We start from the raw sequence: 13,443 nt of genomic DNA, 5'->3' as shown, positions 1-13,443 counted from the left end.
CGTGCTCAGTCCCGCCCGGCTTCGATGACGGCCTGCGCGAGCCGCTGCGGGTTCGAGAAGAACATCTCGTGGCTGCCCGGACACTCCACCAGACGGAACAGGCCGAGCCGCTCCGACAGGCGCGGATGCCACGGCAGGCCGTGCGGCATCGCGGTGTCCTGCTGGCAGTTCAGGTACGACTTGCCCAGCGCCAGCGCCGCCAGCGGCTGGCTCAGGCGGATCTTGTCCGTGAAGGTGCGGTACGGATGGGGGTTGAGCTTCTCGTAGGCGGCCTGCGCGGTCGCGAGGTCGGCGTCGTTGATGAAGGCCTCGCGCCAGATCTCGAAGGGCAGCGTCACCGCGTTGCCGTTGGCCGCGGCGACGGCATCGAACATCGTCACGTAGTGCGGCGGCACCATGTCGTTGAGCGATTCGCCGTCCAGCGGCACGAAGGCGTTGATGTACACCAACCGCTTGAGCCGGTGGGCGATGCGGTCGGCCACGCCCGAGATCACCATGCCGCCGTAGCTGTGGCCCACGAGGCGCACCTGCGTCAGGTCCTTCTCCTCGATGTAGCGCACGGCGGAGGCGATGGCGTCTTCGAGGCCGGTGCTGGAACGGTCGTCGCCGGGGTTGTTGCCCGCCAGCGTGGGGCAGTACACGGTGTGGCCGGCCGCGCGCACGCCGTCGGCCACGGCTTCGATCTCGGCGCCTGTATGCCACGCGCCGTGGACCAGGACATAGGTATCGGACATGGGAAGTCTCTTTCGTTGTTTCGATGCAGAGGGACTTTAGGAACGGGGCGATGCCGCGAATGGCCGATGCCTGCCACGCGGATGGCCGGTTCGCGCCAGTTCAGCGCCTGCGCCGCAGTTCGCCGGGTGTGGCGCCCAGGTGCGCACGGCATTGGCGAACAAAGTGTGATGCATCGGCCAGGCCCACGCGATACCCGATTTGGGCGATGCCCAGACGGTCGAAACGTGCATCGGCCAGCATGCGGCGCGCGGCCGCCATGCGGAAACCGGCGAGCGCGGCGGCGAAGGTTGTGGGCCCCTGTGCGCTGCTTTCGCCGGCGACCAGGCAGCGGTGCAGGCTGCGTTCGGAAATGCCCAGCCCGCGCGCCACGCTCGCCGCGGTGAGCCCGCACTCGGCGTGCCGCTCGCGCGTGGCGTCGAGCACGCGGCGGCGCAGCGCCGCCCTGCCCTTGTCCGGCTCATTTGCGGCGCCGCTGCCCGTGGCCAGGGCCAGCAGGCTGCCGAGCTGGTCGCTCAGCAGCTCGGCGGGCATCGGGGGCTTCGCCGCCAACTCGGGCGTCAGCTGCCGAACGAAGCCGCTGAGCACGCCGCCCCAGCCCGATTGCCCGTCGATGCGCCGCGCCACCTGGTCGCCGGCATCGGGAATCCAGGCATCGACCCAGGCGGTGGGCAGCTCGATCGAGATGGTGTCGGCCGACTGCAGCAGGTGGAATTCGTAGAGCCGGCGCGAATCGACCAGCACCGCGTCGCCCGGGAGAAGCCGCGCCGAGCGGCCGTCCTGCACCGCCACCCAGGCCGAGTCGGCCTTGCACAGCAGGTAGAAGTAGTTGTTGCGGCTGTGGGCGATGGCCCGGCGCGTGCGGTAGACGTCCTGCGCGCTGCCGCGCACCTGGTTGACCACGATGGGGCCCAGCGGCGCCGATTCGAGCGTGGCGCCGAAGCTGCCGGCTTTGGGGCTCGTCACGTCCATCTCCAGGAAGCCCTCGCAGACGGCGCTCACCCAGTAGTCGAGCCGCTGCGAGGGCGGCACGGCGTCGGTGGACCAGCGGTGGATGGCGTCGTGGCTCATGGGGGAATGAACATAGCCAAGGCGGACCCGCTTGCCAATCGGGTTTAGACCGCCTCCGACGCCCCGCCGGGCGCCACATCGGCACAATGGCCCTCGAATCAAACCGGTGCGCGGGGCGCCGCCCCGCCTGCACATACACGAAGGAAGGACACCACAGGCCATGAGCAACAAGCAAAGCGACTTCGGACTGATCGGCCTGGCCGTGATGGGCCAGAACCTCGTTCTGAACGTGGAAAGCCGCGGCTTCCAGGTCAGCGTCTACAACCGCACCGAGGCCACCACCGAGGCCTTCATCGCCGCCAACCCGGGCAAGAAGCTGGTCGGCGCGAAGACGCTGGAAGAGTTCGTGCAGGGTCTGGCGAAGCCGCGCAAGATCCAGATCATGGTCAAGGCCGGCGCCCCGGTCGACCAGGTGATCGAGCAGCTCATTCCCCTGCTGGACAAGGACGACATCGTCATCGACGGCGGCAACAGCCTCTATACCGACACCGAGCGCCGCGACGCATACCTCGCATCGAAGGGCCTGCGCTTCATCGGCGCGGGCGTGTCGGGCGGCGAGGAAGGCGCGCGCAAGGGGCCGTCGATCATGCCGGGCGGGCCGCTTTCCACCTGGGAGGTGATGAAGCCGATCTTCGAGAGCATCTCGGCCAAGGTGGACGGCGAGCCCTGCGTGATCCACATCGGCCCCGGCGGCGCGGGCCACTACGTGAAGATGGTGCACAACGGCATCGAGTACGGCGACATGCAGCTCATCTGCGAGGCCTACAGCCTGTTCAAGGCGGCCGGCTTCAGCACCGACGAGATGGCCGCCATCTTCAACGAATGGAACGAGGGGGAGCTGCAGAGCTACCTGATCCAGATCACCGCCAAGGCGCTCGAGCAGAAAGACCCCGAGACGGGCAAGCCGATCGTCGACGTGATCCTCGACAAGGCCGGCCAGAAGGGCACGGGCCAGTGGACGCTGATCAACGCGGCCGAGAACGCGGTGGTCATCAGCACCATCAACGCCGCCGTGGAAGCGCGCGTGCTCTCGTCGCAGAAGAAGGCGCGCGTGGCCGCCAGCAGGCAGCTGCAGGGGCCGAAGATCGAACTGTCGGTGGAGAAGAAGGCGCTGGTGGCCAAGGTGCACGACGCGCTCTACGCCTCGAAGGTCATCAGCTACACGCAGGGCTTCGACCTCATCAAGACCATGGGCGACAAGAAAGGCTGGGGCCTCGACCTGGGCGGCATCGCCTCGATCTGGCGCGGCGGCTGCATCATCCGCGCGCGCTTCCTCAACCGCATCACCGACGCATTCCGCACCGATCCGGCGCTGGCCAACCTGATGCTCGACCCGTTCTTCAAGGACCTGCTCAACCGCACGCAGCAGAGCTGGCGCGAAGTGGTGGCGCTGGCGGTGAGCAACGGCATCCCGGTGCCGGCCTTCAGCGCATCGCTGGCCTACTACGACAGCTACCGCACCGAGCGCCTGCCGGCCAACCTGCTGCAGGCGCAGCGGGACTTCTTCGGCGCCCACACCTACGAGCGCGTGGACAAGCCCGAAGGCCAGTTCTTCCACACCGACTGGCCCGAAGTGATCGGCTGAACACCGTGTGACCCCATGCCGGCCCTCGACTACCCCAGCCACCTGGTCGAGGACTGGCAACTGCCCGACGGCACCCCTGTGCGCATCCGCCCGATCCGCGCCGAAGATCTCGCGATGCACACCGCCTTCGTGAACGGCCTCTCGAAGGAAACCGGCTACCGGCGCCTGCTCTCGCCGCGAACGCCGCAGCCCGACGAGCTGTGGCGCATGACGCACATCGACTACGACCGGGAGTTGGCGCTCATCGCGACCACCATGGCCGACGGCGCCGAGCAGCAGATGGGCGTGGCGCGCTACGTGCGGGGCGAGACGCCGGAGACGGCGCAGGTCGCCGAGTTCGCCATCGTCATCGCCGACGCCTGGCAGCACCGCGGCCTGGCGTCCAAGCTCATGCGCAAGCTGATCGACGCCGCCAGGGCGGCCGGCGTGAGGCAGCTGGCCGACATCACCCTCTACGACAACACCGCCATGCTGGCGCTGGCGCGCAAGCTGGGCTTCCGCGTGCAGCGCGATCCGGGCAACCCGAACGTGACGCGGCTGCGGCTCGTGCTCGCCCCGGCCGCCTGAGCTTCGGCCGGCCGGCGGCCGAACACCCCGCCATGCCGCCACCTTGTACGGCCGGCCTCGGCCTGTCGCAGCCCGCCCGCACGCAGCCTTTTGGTAAAGCGCCACACCTCCTCCGCTGACGCCTGCAAACCTAAATCTACTTCCTTATGATGCAAAACCTTTTTCCGCCGGAAGCAGAGAGCCTTCGCCATGGTCCAGCTCGCATTGCGTCGTCCGTACACATTCATCGTCATGGCGATGCTGATCGTGCTGGCCACGCCCTTCGTGCTGGCGCGCATGGCGACCGACATCTTCCCGGAAATCAACATCCCGGTGGTCAGCATCATCTGGAACTACACCGGCCTGCCGGCCCAGGAGATGGGCCAGCGCATCTCGGGCCAGGTGGAGCGCGGGCTGACCACCACGGTGAGCGACATCGAGCACATCGAATCGCAGTCGCTGGCGGGCGTGGCCATCATCAAGGTGTTCTTCCAGCCCACGGCCAACATCGAGATGGCGATCTCGCAGGTGGTGGCCTCGATGCAGGCGCAGGTGCGGCAGCTGCCGCCGGGCATCACGCCGCCGCTGGTCATCAAGTACTCGGCCTCCAGCGTGCCGGTGATCCAGCTGGCTCTGTCGAGCCCCACGCGCTCTGAAAACTCACTCTTCGACGCCACCGTCAACCAGCTGCGGCCGCAGCTCATCACCGTGCCGGGCGCGGCCATTCCCTTTCCCTACGGCGGCAAGAACCGGCTGATCTCGGTCGACCTCGACACCCAGGCGCTGCAGGCGCGCGGCCTCTCGCCGGCCGACGTGGTGAACGCGGTGAACACGCAGAACCTGATCCTGCCCTCGGGCACGGCCAAGTTCGGCGCCACCGAATACAACGTGAGGATGAACGGCTCGCCCGATGCCATCGCGGGCCTGAACGACCTGCCGATCCGCACGGTGAACGGCGCCACCACCTACCTGCGCGACGTGGCCTACGTGCGCGACGGCTTCTCGCCGCAGACCAACGTGGTGCGCCAGGACGGCGTGCGCGGCGTGCTGCTGTCGGTGCTGAAGAACGGCGGCGCCTCCACGCTGGACATCGTCTCCAACATCCGCGCGATGCTGCCCATCGCCGCCCAGACGATGCCGGAGGACATCAAGATCACCCCGCTGTTCGATCAGTCGGTGTTCGTGAAGGCGGCCGTCAAGGGCGTGGTGTTCGAGGCCATCCTGGCCGCCGCCCTCACCGCCGCGATGGTGCTGCTATTCCTGGGCAACTGGCGCAGCACGCTGATCATCGGGCTGACGATTCCGCTGTCGATCCTGGTCTCGATCCTGGTGCTCTACGCGCTGGGCGAGACGCTCAACCTCATGACGCTGGGCGGCCTCGCGCTCTCGGTGGGCATCCTGGTCGACCAGGCGATCGTGACCATCGAGAACATTGAGCGGCACCTGCACATGGGCACGCCGCTGAAGGAAGCCATCGAAGTCGGCGCGGGCGAGATCGGCTCGGCGGCGTTCGTGTCCACGCTGTGCATCTGCATCGTGTTCGTGCCGATGTTCTTCCTCTCGGGCGTGGCGCGCTTCCTGTTCGTGCCGCTGGCCGAGGCGGTGGTGTTCGCGATGATCGCGTCCTACCTGCTGTCGCGCACGCTGGTGCCGACGCTGGTGATGCTGCTGATGGGCGGTGCGCATTCGGCGCAACCCGCTCAACAGGCTGAAGGCGCGAAGCAGAGCGCCCTGCAGCGCCTCTACCGCGCCTTCGACCGCCGTTTCGAGCGCGTGCGCCGCGCCTACACGCTGGTGCTGTCGGCGGTGCTGTCGAAGCGCGCGGGCTTCATCGGCCTGTTCCTCGGCTTCTGCCTGCTGTCGTGCCTGCTCTACCCCGCGCTGGGTCGCGACTTCTTCCCGACGGTGGATGCCGGCCAGATCCGCCTGCACCTGCGCGCGCCCACCGGCACGCGCATCGAGGAAACGGCGCGCCTCACCGACCGGGTGGAGGCCGCCATCCGAGAGCTGGTGCCACCCGACCAGCTGGAGACCATCCTCGACAACCTGGGCGTGCCCAACAGCGGTATCAACCTCTCGTACAGCAACGCCGGCACCATCGGCACCTTCGACGGCGAGCTGCTGCTGTCGCTGAAGGAAGGCCACAAGCCCACCGAGCAGTTCGTGTCGCTGCTGCGCGCGGAGCTGCCCAAGCGCTTTCCGGGCATCGAGTTCTTCTTCCAGCCGGCGGACATCGTCACGCAGATCCTGAACTTCGGCCTGCCCGCGGCCATCGACGTGCAGTTCAGCGGCAACGACATGGCCGGCAACGCGGCGCGCGCGGCCGAGCTGACCAAGGCGATCCGCCAGATCCCCGGCGCGGTCGACGCCCACGTGCACCAGCGCCTGGACGGCCCCGCGCTGAGCCTGCAGATGGACCGCACCCGGCTGCAGCAGTACGGCCTGACCGCCTCCAACGTGGGGCAGAACGTGCTCATCGCGCTGTCGGGCAGCTCGCAGACGGCGCCCGCCTTCTGGCTGAACCCGGCCAACGGCGTGGTCTACAGCATCGCGGTGCAGTCGCCGCAGTACGTGGTCGATTCGCTGGATTCGCTGCTGAACATCCCGGTGGGCGCCAGCGGCACGCCGGCGGCGGGCGGCGGTTCGCAGCAGCTGCTGGGCAACCTGGTGGACGCGCAGGCCGCGCGCCAGCCGGCCGTGATGTCGCGCTACAACATCGCGCCGGTGATCGACGTCTACGTGAGCGTGCAGGGCACCGACCTCGCCAGCGTGGCCTCGAAGGTGCAGAAGCTGGTCGACGAGATGCGGCCCACGCTGCCGCGCGGCAGCCGCGTCGAGATCCGCGGGCAGGTGCAGACGATGCAGTCGTCCTTCATCGGCCTGGGCGTGGGGCTGGCGATGGCCATCGTGCTGGTGTACCTGCTGATCGTGGTCACCTTCCAGTCGTGGCTGGACGCGGCCATCATCATCACCGCCCTGCCGGCGGCGCTGGCGGGCATCGCGTGGATGCTGTTCATCACCGGCACCACGCTGAGCGTGCCCGCGCTGACGGGCGCGATCATGACCATGGGCGTGGCCACGGCCAACTCCATCCTGCTGGTGTCCTTCGCGCGCGAGCGGCTGGCCGCCGGCATTCCGCCGCTGTCGGCCGCGCTGGAAGCGGGTGCCACCCGCATCCGGCCGGTGCTGATGACGGCGCTGGCGATGATCATCGGCATGATCCCGATGGCGCTGGGCCTGGGCGAAGGCGCCGAGCAGAACGCGCCGCTGGGCCGCGCGGTGATCGGCGGCCTGGTCTTTGCCACGGTGTCGACATTGTTTTTCGTGCCCGCCGTGTTCGCGGGAGTGCACAGTCGGCTTGCGCACCGCCGCGCGGCGCGCGAGGCCGCGCAGCATCAACAGCATCAACCGCCAGCGGGCACGACCGCCCCCCAGGAGAACTGATTCCATGACGGAGCAACGCCATTCGGCATTGGCCATCCACCCCATCGCCGTCGAGGAGGGCGACGGCGAGCAGCTGCTGCGCCGCCGGCAGATCGTGCGGCGCACGCGCTGGCTGGTGCTGATCGTGCTGGTGCTGCTGGCGCTGGGCGCGGCGCGCACCGTGTTCGTGCGCATCGCCAACGCCCGCGCGCTGGAGGCCGGCACCGCCGAGCGCGCGAAGCAGTACGTGCAGACCGCCCTGCCCCGCATGCCCACCGCGGGCCAGACGCTGTCGCTGCCGGGCACGCTGCAGGGCTTCGTGCAGTCGCCCATCTCGGCGCGCGCCAGCGGCTACCTCAAGCGCTGGACCAGGGACATCGGCAGCCGCGTCGAAAAGGGCGAGTTGCTCGCCGAGATCGAGACGCCCGAGATCGACCAGCAGCTCTCGCAGGCCGTCGCTGCCCGCGCGCAGGCCGCCTCGGGGCTGGAACTGGCGCGCAGCACGGCAGATCGCTGGGAGGCGCTGCGCAAGAAGGACGTGGTTTCGCAGCAGGACCTGGACGAGCGCCGCAGCGCCGTCGCGCAGGCCACCTCCAACGTGGCGGCGGCCGACGCCAACGTGCAGCGCCTCAAGCAGACCGAGGGCTTCAAGCGCGTGGTGGCGCCGTTCGCGGGCGTGATCACGCGGCGCAACGTCGACGTGGGCGACCTGATCGACGCCGGCGCGGGCGGCGGCGCCGGGCGCGCGCTCTTCATGCTGGCGCAGACCGATCCGCTGCGCGTGTACGTCAACGTGCCGCAGGCCTACGCGCAGCTGGTGAAGGCCGGCCAGCCGGTGGTGGTGACGCAGGCCGAGCTGCGCGGCCAGGCCTTCAAGGGCGAGGTGGCGCGAACCTCGGGCGCCATCGACACGACCACGCGGATGATGCAGGTCGAGGTCTCGCTGCCCAACAAGGACGGCGCGCTGCTGCCGGGCGCCTATGTGCAGGTGTCGCTGCCGCTGGCCGCGAGCCGCACGCTCACCGTGCCGGCGAACGCGCTGCTGTTCCGCGCCGAGGGCACGCGCATCGCGGTGGTCGATGCACAGGGCCGCGTCGCCCTGCGCGCGGTGACGCTGGGGCGCAACTACGGCGAGAACGTGGAAGTGATCGACGGGCTCGAAGGAACCGACCGCATGGTGCTGAATCCCTCCGACTCGCTGGCCGAAGGCGACATCGTGGCTGTCGCGCCCGATCAGCCTCCTGCCAGGGCGGCGCCTGCCGGGGCGAAGAAGGAGCCGGCGTGACGCTGGCGCGACTGCCCTGCGCGGCCGCCTGCGCCGCACTGCTCATGCTCGCAGCCGGCTGCGCCGTCGGCCCCGACTACAAGACGCCCGACACCCCCCTGCCCGTGAGCTGGAAGCTCGAGGAGCCGTGGCGCGTGAGCACGCCCAGCGACAGCGCCGACAAGGGCCCGTGGTGGAAGCGCTTCGACGACGCCACGCTCGACACGCTGCAGGCGCAGGCCCTGGCCGGCAGCCCCACGCTGGCCATCGCCAACGCGCGGCTGGCGCAGGCACGCGCCACGCTGGCCGCCACTTCGGCCAGCCGCTATCCGCAGCTCGGCCTGGGCGCGCGCGCCTCGCGCCTGAAGATCTCGGCCAACCGGCCGCTCACCAACTACGCCACCGCCAATTCGTCGACGGTGCAGAACGACTTCGCCGTCTCGCTGAACGCGAGCTACGAGCTCGACCTCGCGGGCCGCGTGCAGCGCACCGTCGAGGGCGCCACGGCCTCCGCCGAGCAATCGGCCGCCGACCTCGCCAACACCAGGCTGCTGCTGAGCGCCGAGCTCGCCAGCAACTACTTCAACCTGCGCTCCACCGACATCGAGCTCGACGTGCTCTCGCGCTCCATCGGCCTGCAGCGCCGCGCGCTGGAGTTGGTGACGGCGCGCCACGACCTGGGCGCGGTATCGGGCCTGGACGTGGCGCAGCAGCAGGCGCTGCTGGAAACCACGCTCACGCAGGTCGACGTGCTGAAGAAGCAGCGCGCGCAATACGAGCACGCGCTGGCCACGCTCACCGGCACGCCGGCGCCGAACTTCTCGCTGCCGGTGGACCTGCGCGAGATCAGGCCGCCTGCAGTGCCGCTGGGCGTGCCGTCCGAGATTCTGCAGCGCCGCCCCGACGTGGCCTCGGCCGAACGCGCAATGGCGGCTGCCAACGCACAGATCGGCGTGGCGACGGCCGCCTTCTACCCGAGCTTCGTCATCTCGCCCACGGTGGGCGTGGACAGCCGCCTGATCGAGACGCTCTTCAACGGCCCCAGCCTGCTGTGGTCGGTGGGCGTGTCGGCCACGCAGGTGCTGTTCGACGGCGGGCGCATCCGCGCGAACGTCGACTTCGCCAAGGCCGGCTACGACGTCACCGTCGGCAACTACCGCCGCACCGTGCTCACGGCGATGCAGGAGGTGGAAGACGGCATCACCGGCCTCTCGGCGCTCGACAGCGCCACCACGCAGGCGCAGTCGGCCGTGACGGCTGCACGGCGCGTGCTCGACATGGCGACCAGCCGCTACGAGGGAGGCGCATCGACGTACCTCGACGTGATCACCGCGCAGCAGTCGCTGCTGACGGTGGAGCGGCAAGCCGCGCAGTTGCAGGGGCAGCGGCTGCTGACATCGGTGTTTCTTGTGAAGGCGCTGGGTGGCGACTGGTGCGGCACTGACACGGCAGGCGCGCCGTCGAGCTGCCCCGCCCTCGATCGGACCGCCAAGGCCGGCTGATCGACGCGCGGCTCAGCCGGCAGGAGCCCCCACGGAAGCCGAACCCCAGTCCTGGCTGGCGGCAAGCTTCTCCATCGCCATCTCGACGAAGGCCGACACCGCATGCGGAATGTGGTGGCGGCTGGCGTAGATCACGCTCAGGCCACGCCCCGCCCGCCTGTACTGCGGCAGCACCGGCACCAGCCGGCCGGCGGCGACGTCGGACGCCACCAGGATCGACGGCAGCGCGGCGATGCCCAGCCCCGCGCACGCGGCCTTGCGCAGAACGTCCTGCATGTTGCTGATGAAGCGGCCCCGCACGCGCACGTCCTGCTCCGCGCCGTCGGCGTCCAGCAGGCGCCAGGTGGCGTAGCTGCCCGCGTCGGGCGGCGGCGTCACGCAGTGGTGTTCGCCCAGCTCATGCAGGCTGGCAGGCTGGCCGTGCGCGGCCACGTAGCCCGGGCTTGCGAAAAGGCCGCCGTAGCTGGCGAATATCCTGCGTGTCGCGCTGCCCGCATCCCGCAGCGGGCCGCCGCGAAAGGCGACGTCGATGCGCTCGGCGACGAGGTCGGCCGCCGCGTCGCTCAGGACGAAGTCGATCCGCACGCGCGGATTCGCAGCGAGGAAGCCGGACACCCACTCCATCGGGAAGAAGTCGAAGAAATTGCTGGGCGCGGCCACCCGCACCGCCCCGCTCGGCTCCTGGCTGCCCGCGAGCTGCAGTTGCCCGGCGGCCATGAGCTCCTCGACCGCGGGCAGGCATCGATCGAGAAAAGCCTGGCCCGCGCTCGTCAGCGCCAGCTTGCGGGTCGAGCGCTGCAGCAGGCGGGTACCCAGGTGCGCCTCCAGCTGCCGCACCCGCCGGCTCAGGGTGGCGGAAGGCATGCGCAGGTGCCGCGCGGCTTCGGCAAAACTGCCCAGCCGCGCCACCTGCACGAACATGGCGACTTCATTGAGATCCAGCACCGGAAACTGCCTGCCGCTTTCTCAGAAGTCCATCAGCTTGTCGACTTCCTGCGTCTTGCGGCGCGCGAGTGCGAGGTTGGCGCGCTGCTTGTCGAGCACCACGTAGAGGAAGAGTCCCTCCTTCACCGACGAGGGCCGAAGGATGTGGTACTGCCTGCCGAGGGTGATGAGCATGTCCTCGATCACGTCGCTCAGGCCCAGCGCGCGCATGGTCTTGAGCTTGGCCCGCACCACCTCCGTGTTGCCCGCCGCGGCGATCTCCATGTCCACGCCCGAACCCACGCTGCCGAGGATCATGCCGCTGCCGGCGTCGACGACGGCCGCGCACATGGCGCCGTCGATGGTGAGGATGTCGTCGAGCGTCTGCTTGATGGAAGCCAAGTTTTTCTCCAGGGAAATCGTTGAAGTTGAAAGAAGGAATTGCTGCGTACGGGAAGAGACCCGCGCGCCACGCAGACGCGCGCGGGGGAATCGGCGGTCACACCTCGGCGAGGGTCCTGGCGAGCTGGGCGGCGCGGTACGCCACCATCGCGGGAACGGCGCTGTCTCGCGCCAGCACGTTGATCACGAGGTCGGTGTCGCGGCGATGCACGCTGTGGAACACCGCGAAGCCCGAGTCGGTGAGCACCATCACGCTCTCGCGGCGGCCGAGGCGGGCTTCCTGCGACACCACGTCGCCTATCGCCACGATGGAGCTGCCCATGGCGGCCACGCGCGCCGGGTCTGCGTCGCTGACGCAGGCGGAGGCCACGTCGAAGCCGTCCGCGGTGGCGACCACCGCCGCGGTCACGCCGGTGAGCTCGTCGACCAGCTTGCGCACTTCACGCTGTGCATGCGCCGTGGCCGTTCTGGACAGGCCGTGTATGGAGTTCACTCTTCGTCTCCCCGCATGTCGGCTTCGAGTTGCATGAGCAGCGTGTCGATCAGCAGAAGCACGTCGCTCCGGCGGCGCACGTCCACATCGAGAATGGGAAACACCCGGCCGGTGGATGCGAGCCGCTCGGCATGGTCGTCGAGGGTGGGCACGGGATGGGAGTGCATCCGCCCCACGCCGACGACGCAGGGCAGCGTGCGCAGATGCTCGGCGAATCCGTCCAGGTACACGCACATGTCGGCCAGCGGATCGGGCCGCGAGTTGTCCATCAGCACGATCAGGCCCAGCGCGTTCCTCGCGAGGATCTTCCAGAGAAAGTCGAAACGGGCCTGCCCGGGCGTACCGAAGAGGCGAACGATGTCGCCGTTGTCCAGCGTGAGCTGGCCGTAGTCCAGCCCGACCGTGGTGCGGGCCTTGTCGATGGACGCGTCGGAATTGCGCACGTCGGTCACGACCGGCGCGACCTCGCTCACGAGGCCGATGGCCGTCGTCTTGCCAGCGCCCACGGTGCCCGTGACGAGGATCTTGTGCTCCCTCATGGCACGCGCAGGCCCAGCCGGCGGCGGATGCCATCGATGAAGCTGCGCGCCAGATCGCGGCTGCCCAGCGCCTTGTCGCTCCGGGGCATGGCCGGCGGCAGGGCCTGCGCCACGTGCAGCTCCAGCACGCCGGCCTTGCGCAGTTCGAGCAGGAAAGCCACGCACTGGGAGAAAGGCAGCTGGCTGATGTCCGACAGCTCGATCGCGTTCAACGCGCGGCGCGACAGCAGGCTCGCCATGCGGATGTTGTCGAGGTCGTTGCGAAGCAGCATGGCAGGCGGCCAGCGGCGCAGCATGAAGTGCTCGGCGTCGGACACCTCCACCTCCAGTGCCGTCTGCTCGTGCAGCATGAGGCCGCCGGGCTGCGCCTCGCGCAGCGCCTGCTCGATGCTGCGCAGCCACTGCTGCAGCCTGTCGGCACGGATCGGCCGCTCCATGGTGCCGGGCTGCCAGCCTGCGTTCATGCGCGTGAGCCTGAGCACGGCCGCGGCCATGCTGTCGACCGCCCCGGGATATTCATGCTCCGGCGAAGAGCCGTCGACCAGCAGCGCGTCGTAGGGCGGCGCATCGACCAACTGCCAGGCGAAGCCGGGCTGGCCCGCCGAGAGCCTCATGATCGTGTGGATCAGGACCACCTCTGCCATGGGCAGTTTGTGGATGCCGAGCCTCAGCATGGATGTGTCCCCTGCGCCGCGACCATGCCTGGTCAGTCCATCGAGGCCGTGTCGCGCCAGCCTTGGAGGCACGGCGCAAAGATGCGGTCCAGCGCCCCGGCGGCGGCCTGGTGAAAGCGCTGCATGCCGATGTGGGATGCCACGAGACCGTCTGATCCACCGAGCGGTCGTCCGCTCAGGACCTCGTTCTTGCAGCGGGGCAGCACGGCGGATGCGGCGACGGCGAAGCAAGCCAGAAGGACCGTCGATTCGATCAGCGTGAAGCCTCTGGCTTGGCGCGAAAGCCGT

Annotated in this window: 12 protein-coding genes; 5 read left to right on the top strand and 7 right to left on the bottom strand. The window is 69.2% G+C overall.

Going from position 1 to position 13,443, the window contains the following annotated elements:
* Positions 1-5: 5 nt before the first annotated feature.
* Together EJP67_RS27205 and EJP67_RS27200 are read right to left on the bottom strand one after the other, a co-directional pair.
* Positions 6-734 carry an alpha/beta fold hydrolase gene (locus tag EJP67_RS27205; protein ID WP_126024858.1) on the bottom strand — a complete coding sequence of 243 codons (729 nt, stop codon included), beginning with the start codon at positions 732-734 and terminating at the stop codon, positions 6-8.
* A gap of 100 nt (positions 735-834) precedes the next feature.
* On the bottom strand, positions 835-1,803 hold the full coding sequence (locus EJP67_RS27200) for an AraC-like ligand-binding domain-containing protein (RefSeq protein WP_126024857.1): 969 nt from the start codon (positions 1,801-1,803) through the stop codon (positions 835-837).
* A gap of 160 nt (positions 1,804-1,963) precedes the next feature.
* Here EJP67_RS27200 and gnd point away from each other — a divergent pair, with 160 nt between their 5' ends.
* From gnd to EJP67_RS27175, 5 genes are all read left to right on the top strand, one after another.
* Positions 1,964-3,388, top strand: a complete 1,425-nt coding sequence (gene gnd, locus EJP67_RS27195) for a decarboxylating NADP(+)-dependent phosphogluconate dehydrogenase (RefSeq protein WP_126024856.1) — start codon at positions 1,964-1,966, stop codon at positions 3,386-3,388.
* Positions 3,389-3,403: 15 nt separating this feature from the next.
* Positions 3,404-3,955, top strand: coding sequence for a GNAT family N-acetyltransferase (locus EJP67_RS27190; protein WP_126024855.1), 552 nt, complete (start codon positions 3,404-3,406; stop codon positions 3,953-3,955).
* Positions 3,956-4,144: 189 nt separating this feature from the next.
* Positions 4,145-7,378 carry an efflux RND transporter permease subunit gene (locus tag EJP67_RS27185; protein ID WP_126024854.1) on the top strand — a complete coding sequence of 1,078 codons (3,234 nt, stop codon included), beginning with the start codon at positions 4,145-4,147 and terminating at the stop codon, positions 7,376-7,378.
* A 4-nt stretch (positions 7,379-7,382) separates the two neighbouring features.
* Positions 7,383-8,642, top strand: coding sequence for an efflux RND transporter periplasmic adaptor subunit (locus EJP67_RS27180; protein ID WP_126024853.1), 1,260 nt, complete (start codon positions 7,383-7,385; stop codon positions 8,640-8,642).
* A gap of 44 nt (positions 8,643-8,686) precedes the next feature.
* On the top strand, positions 8,687-10,123 hold the full coding sequence (locus EJP67_RS27175; RefSeq protein ID WP_126024955.1) for an efflux transporter outer membrane subunit: 1,437 nt from the start codon (positions 8,687-8,689) through the stop codon (positions 10,121-10,123).
* Between the two features lie 12 nt (positions 10,124-10,135).
* On the opposite strand, the gene EJP67_RS27170 is transcribed toward EJP67_RS27175, so the two are convergent.
* The 5 genes from EJP67_RS27170 to EJP67_RS27150 all read right to left on the bottom strand — a co-directional run bounded on the left by EJP67_RS27170 (position 10,136) and on the right by EJP67_RS27150 (position 13,125).
* Positions 10,136-11,068, bottom strand: a complete 933-nt coding sequence (locus EJP67_RS27170) for a LysR family transcriptional regulator (protein ID WP_126024852.1) — start codon at positions 11,066-11,068, stop codon at positions 10,136-10,138.
* Between the two features lie 21 nt (positions 11,069-11,089).
* Complete coding sequence (locus EJP67_RS27165; RefSeq protein ID WP_126024851.1) at positions 11,090-11,449, bottom strand: hypothetical protein; 360 nt, start codon at positions 11,447-11,449, stop codon at positions 11,090-11,092.
* Positions 11,450-11,546: 97 nt separating this feature from the next.
* The gene (locus EJP67_RS27160) at positions 11,547-11,942 is read right to left on the bottom strand and encodes a roadblock/LC7 domain-containing protein (RefSeq protein ID WP_126024850.1); all 396 of its coding nucleotides are present in this window, start codon (positions 11,940-11,942) and stop codon (positions 11,547-11,549) included.
* Positions 11,939-12,481 carry a GTP-binding protein gene (locus EJP67_RS27155; RefSeq protein ID WP_126024849.1) on the bottom strand — a complete coding sequence of 181 codons (543 nt, stop codon included), beginning with the start codon at positions 12,479-12,481 and terminating at the stop codon, positions 11,939-11,941. Before EJP67_RS27155 ends, EJP67_RS27160 begins: the two co-directional genes overlap by 4 nt.
* On the bottom strand, positions 12,478-13,125 hold the full coding sequence (locus tag EJP67_RS27150) for a hypothetical protein (RefSeq protein WP_240650800.1): 648 nt from the start codon (positions 13,123-13,125) through the stop codon (positions 12,478-12,480). The genes EJP67_RS27155 and EJP67_RS27150 overlap by 4 nt, the downstream gene beginning before the upstream one ends.
* Positions 13,126-13,443: the final 318 nt, after the last annotated feature.

This window comes from Variovorax guangxiensis (genome assembly GCF_003952165.1).
In the GTDB taxonomy this organism is placed as follows: domain Bacteria; phylum Pseudomonadota; class Gammaproteobacteria; order Burkholderiales; family Burkholderiaceae_C; genus Variovorax; species Variovorax guangxiensis.
Note: the sequence above shows the minus strand (reverse complement) of the source record. Positions and strands in the feature narration are given on the sequence as shown.